A 3,814-nucleotide genomic window follows, 5' to 3' on the forward strand; every position below is an offset into this window, starting at 1 on the left:
AGTTCGAGGTGACGGAGAGTTACCGGGTGAGCTGGCTCGCGGTGGACCTGATGGTGCGGGCGGTGGGTGTGGGATCGGTCACGCGGTTCTACCTGCAGATCGCCAGGCGGGGCTACAGCGAGTACGCGCGGGCGCGGATGATGCAGGAGTACGCCGGGATCACGGCCGGCGACCTGGTGGTGAACCTGCGGGGACCGGCTGCCTGAGCAGGTGGATGCGAGAGTCCTCGCGAACAGGAAGTAGGCTTGCGCGGGCACTGAATCGGGTGCCTGTGCAGATACTTGTTCCAGAAACTCGCAGGGAACTCGAGGAGAAGACCGCGTGACTTCCCATCGCCCCGCGGCGGTCGTGATCATGGCCGCCGGGCTCGGAACCCGGATGAAATCGTCGACCCCGAAGGTGCTGCACGAGATCGGCGGGCGCAGCCTGGTCGGTCATGCGGTGGTCACCGCGCGTGCGCTTGCCCCGGAGCACCTCGTGGTCGTGGTCGGTAACGGCCGGGAGCTGGTCGAGGCTCATCTGACCGCGCTGGATCCGGACGTGAAGACCGCCGTCCAGGAGCAGCAGCTCGGGACCGGCGACGCCGTGCGCTCCGGACTGACCGCCGTACCGGCTGCGTTCGAGGGCTCGGTCGTGGTCACGTCGGGTGACGTGCCGCTGCTTCAGTCCGAGACACTGCACGAGCTGGTCGCGGAACACGACAAGCAGGGCAACGCCGTCACCGTGCTGACCGCGCGGGTCGCCGACCCGACCGGGTACGGGCGGATCGTCCCGGGGGCCGACGGCACGGTCGCCGCGATCGTCGAGCACAAGGACGCGACCCCCGAGCAGCGCCAGATCGACGAGATCAACGCCGGAATCTACGTGTTCGACGCGGCCACGCTGCGCGACGGGCTGAGCCGGCTGACCACGGACAACGCGCAGGGCGAGCTGTACCTGACCGACGTACTGTCGATCGCCCGCAACGACGGCAAGCGCGTCGGGGCGTATGTCACCGAGGACGCGATGCAGACCGAGGGCGTGAACGACCGCGTCCAGCTGGCCACGCTCCGCGCCGAGCTGAACCGCCGCACCCTCGACAAGCTGATGCGTGGCGGCGTCACGATCGTCGACCCGAACACCACCTGGGTGGACAGCACCGTCGAGCTCGCCCAGGACGTCACCCTGCTGCCGAACACGCAGCTGCACGGCGCCACCACGGCCGGCAGCGGTACGACGATCGGTCCGGACACGACCCTGACCGACGTACAGATCGGCGAAGGCGCGACGATCATCCGCACCCACGGGTCGAGTTCGGTGCTCGGCGACGGCGCGAGTGTCGGCCCGTTCGCCTACCTGCGCCCCGGCACCAAGGTCGGCGTGAAGGGCAAGATCGGCACCTTCGTCGAGACCAAGAACACCAGCATCGGCGACGGCGCCAAGGTGCCGCACCTGACGTACGCCGGGGACGCGACGATCGGCGAGGGCGCGAACATCGGCGCCGGCACGATCTTCGCGAACTACGACGGGCAGAAGAAGTACCCGACGGTCATCGGCAAGCACTCGTTCATCGGGAGCAACTCGGTGATCGTCGCCCCGCGGACGGTCGCGGACGGCGCCTACCTGGCCGCCGGGACCGCCCTGACCGAGGACGTCGGTCCGGGCGAGATCGCGGTGGCCCGGGGCCGGCAGCGCAACATCAAGGGCTGGGTCGCGCGCAAGCGGGCCGGAACGAAGACCGCACAGGCTGCTGCGGAAGCAGAAGCCGCGGCCGATACTGGCGACAAGAAGTAAACGGGAGGCCGGTCAATGAGCGGGATGAAGCGAACCACCGAGAAGAACCTGATGGTGTTCTCCGGCAGAGCCCATCCCGGGCTGGCCAACGAGGTCGCCGAGCAGCTGGGCGCCGGCCTGGTGCCGACCTCGGCGTACGACTTCGCCAACGGCGAGATCTACGTCCGGTTCGAGGAGTCGGTGCGCGGCAGCGACGCCTTCGTGATCCAGAGCCACACCTCGCCGATCAACGAGTGGATCATGGAGCAGCTGATCATGGTCGACGCGCTCAAGCGCGCCTCGGCCAAGCGGATCACCGTCGTGCTCCCGTTCTACGGCTACGCCCGGCAGGACAAGAAGCACCGCGGCCGGGAGCCGATCTCGGCGCGGCTGATGGCCGACCTGTTCAAGACCGCCGGCGCGAACCGGCTGATCTGCGTCGACCTGCACACCTCGCAGATCCAGGGCTTCTTCGACGGCCCGGTCGACCACCTGATGGCGCTGCCGATCCTGAGCGACTACGTCCGGGACAAGTACGGCGACCAGCAGTTGGCCGTGGTCTCGCCGGACGCCGGCCGGATCAAGGTGGCCGAGCAGTGGTCCGCGCGGCTGAACAACGCGCCGCTGGCCTTCATCCACAAGACCCGCGACATCGACCGCCCGAACGAGACGGTCGCGAACCGGGTCGTCGGTGAGGTCAAGAACCGGGTCTGCATCCTGGTCGACGACATGATCGACACCGGCGGCACCATCACCAAGGCGGCCGACGCCCTGATCGCCGAAGGCGCCGCGGGCGTCGTGATCGCCGCCACCCACGCGATCCTGTCCGGTCCCGCGGTGGACCGGCTGAAGAACTGCCAGGCCAGCGAGGTGATCGTCACCAACACCCTCCCGATCGCCGAGGACCGCCGCTTCGACAAGCTCACCGAGCTGTCGATCGCCCCCCTGATCAGCCGGGCCATCCGCGAGGTCTTCGAGGACGGCTCAGTCACCAGCCTCTTCGACGGCCGCGCCTAACCAGTACGGCGCTGGGGAGCGCTACCCGTCGTTTTCGGGTGGTAGGACTCCCCAGCTCCAGGTCGGACCGTGCAGCTGGGACCGCAGGGGGTGGGAGCGCCGGGCCAGCCGCGGAGGGCGAGGACCGCGGCGACCTGAGCTGCCGCGCCACACGGATCGCCGGCCACCTGGTGCCCGAAGCGAAGCGTCACCTGGGCGTCAACTGCGGCAGCATTATCTCTCGCCATGTCCCGCCACTGCGAGGCGACATCCGCGTGCCCGACCCGGCCGTCGAGCTCGACGATCACGCCGTACGGGTCATACCGGCAGTCCCGCCGGATCGTTGCACCGCTGAAGCTCCCAGCGGCTTGGCGGGTAGCTGCCGGAAGTCCGTGAGCACGTTCCACTCTCTCGAGGTAGAAGAGTTCCAGCCACGACTCGACCCCCGCGTCGGCGTCACGCAGCACTTGGGTGATGGCTTTGCGGCGCGGGAGATTCTGCAGCCGATCCAGCTCCTCCAACAGGCGCCGCGGGGTAGTCCGGCGTTGACGGCAAGCGTCCAGAATCATGGCTAAGGCGGCATCGCTGTTCGGCCGGCGACTCGCGACCGTCAGGAGTGCCACCTCCAGCCGCACGATCGGTGGCTCGCGACTCCCCAGCAGGCGGCCGTCCAGATCGCGGTAGCGACGAATCACGATGCCGGACTGCCGACGTACTCGGCGATGGTGTGGGAGATCCAAACAGATTGGCTCGGCGGCCCAGTCACCATCGAGCCCGTATCGGCGCAGCGCAGTCTCACCACCCAGCGCCGCATCAGGCCCGCAGGCCAACCACGCCGCCCAGACCCGCGTTTCCCACGGAACCGGTCCGGTGAAATTGACGTACGCACCGCGATAGACCCGCTGGATCTGCCCGGACCGCAACCGCACCGCGAGCATTTTGTCCGACGCGCCCTGCAGCTGCGCTTGCCGCCAGCTGAAGGCCCCCAGCTGCTTCCGCAACAACTCCGCAAACTGTTCATCCAGAAATCCCTTCACGCCAGAGAAGATGCACCCCGCCCCTCCCT

General features: G+C 68.3%; 3 protein-coding genes and 1 pseudogene. 3 read left to right on the forward strand and 1 reads right to left on the reverse strand.

Annotation, left to right across the window (positions count from 1 at the left end):
* The 3 genes and pseudogenes from E1261_RS43800 to E1261_RS43810 form a co-directional block, all read left to right on the forward strand.
* Nucleotides 1–206 (forward strand): annotated as a pseudogene (locus E1261_RS43800) (hypothetical protein); the annotation flags it as partial.
* A 115-nt stretch (nt 207–321) separates the two neighbouring features.
* Nucleotides 322–1,773, forward strand: coding sequence for a bifunctional UDP-N-acetylglucosamine diphosphorylase/glucosamine-1-phosphate N-acetyltransferase GlmU (gene glmU / locus E1261_RS43805; RefSeq protein WP_132416144.1), 1,452 nt, complete (start codon nt 322–324; stop codon nt 1,771–1,773).
* 15 nt (nt 1,774–1,788) lie between these two features.
* Nucleotides 1,789–2,769: a ribose-phosphate diphosphokinase gene (locus E1261_RS43810; RefSeq protein ID WP_132416146.1), complete on the forward strand. Its 981-nt coding sequence runs from the start codon at nt 1,789–1,791 to the stop codon at nt 2,767–2,769.
* Here the strand turns inward: E1261_RS43810 and E1261_RS43815 are convergent.
* Nucleotides 2,766–3,814, reverse strand: a 1,049-nt coding sequence (locus E1261_RS43815) for a type IV toxin-antitoxin system AbiEi family antitoxin domain-containing protein (protein ID WP_238176832.1), incomplete at its 5' end; no start/stop codon positions are given. The genes E1261_RS43810 and E1261_RS43815 overlap by 4 nt on opposite strands.

Origin of the sequence: Kribbella albertanoniae, from assembly GCF_004348455.1 — a bacterium.
Taxonomy (GTDB): domain Bacteria; phylum Actinomycetota; class Actinomycetes; order Propionibacteriales; family Kribbellaceae; genus Kribbella; species Kribbella albertanoniae.

What these genes read in the sequence shown, in the direction of transcription:
- E1261_RS43810 (WP_132416146.1), top strand. Translation starts at nt 1,789, where the DNA reads ATGAGCGGGATGAAGCGAACCACCGAGAAGAACCTGATGGTGTTCTCC.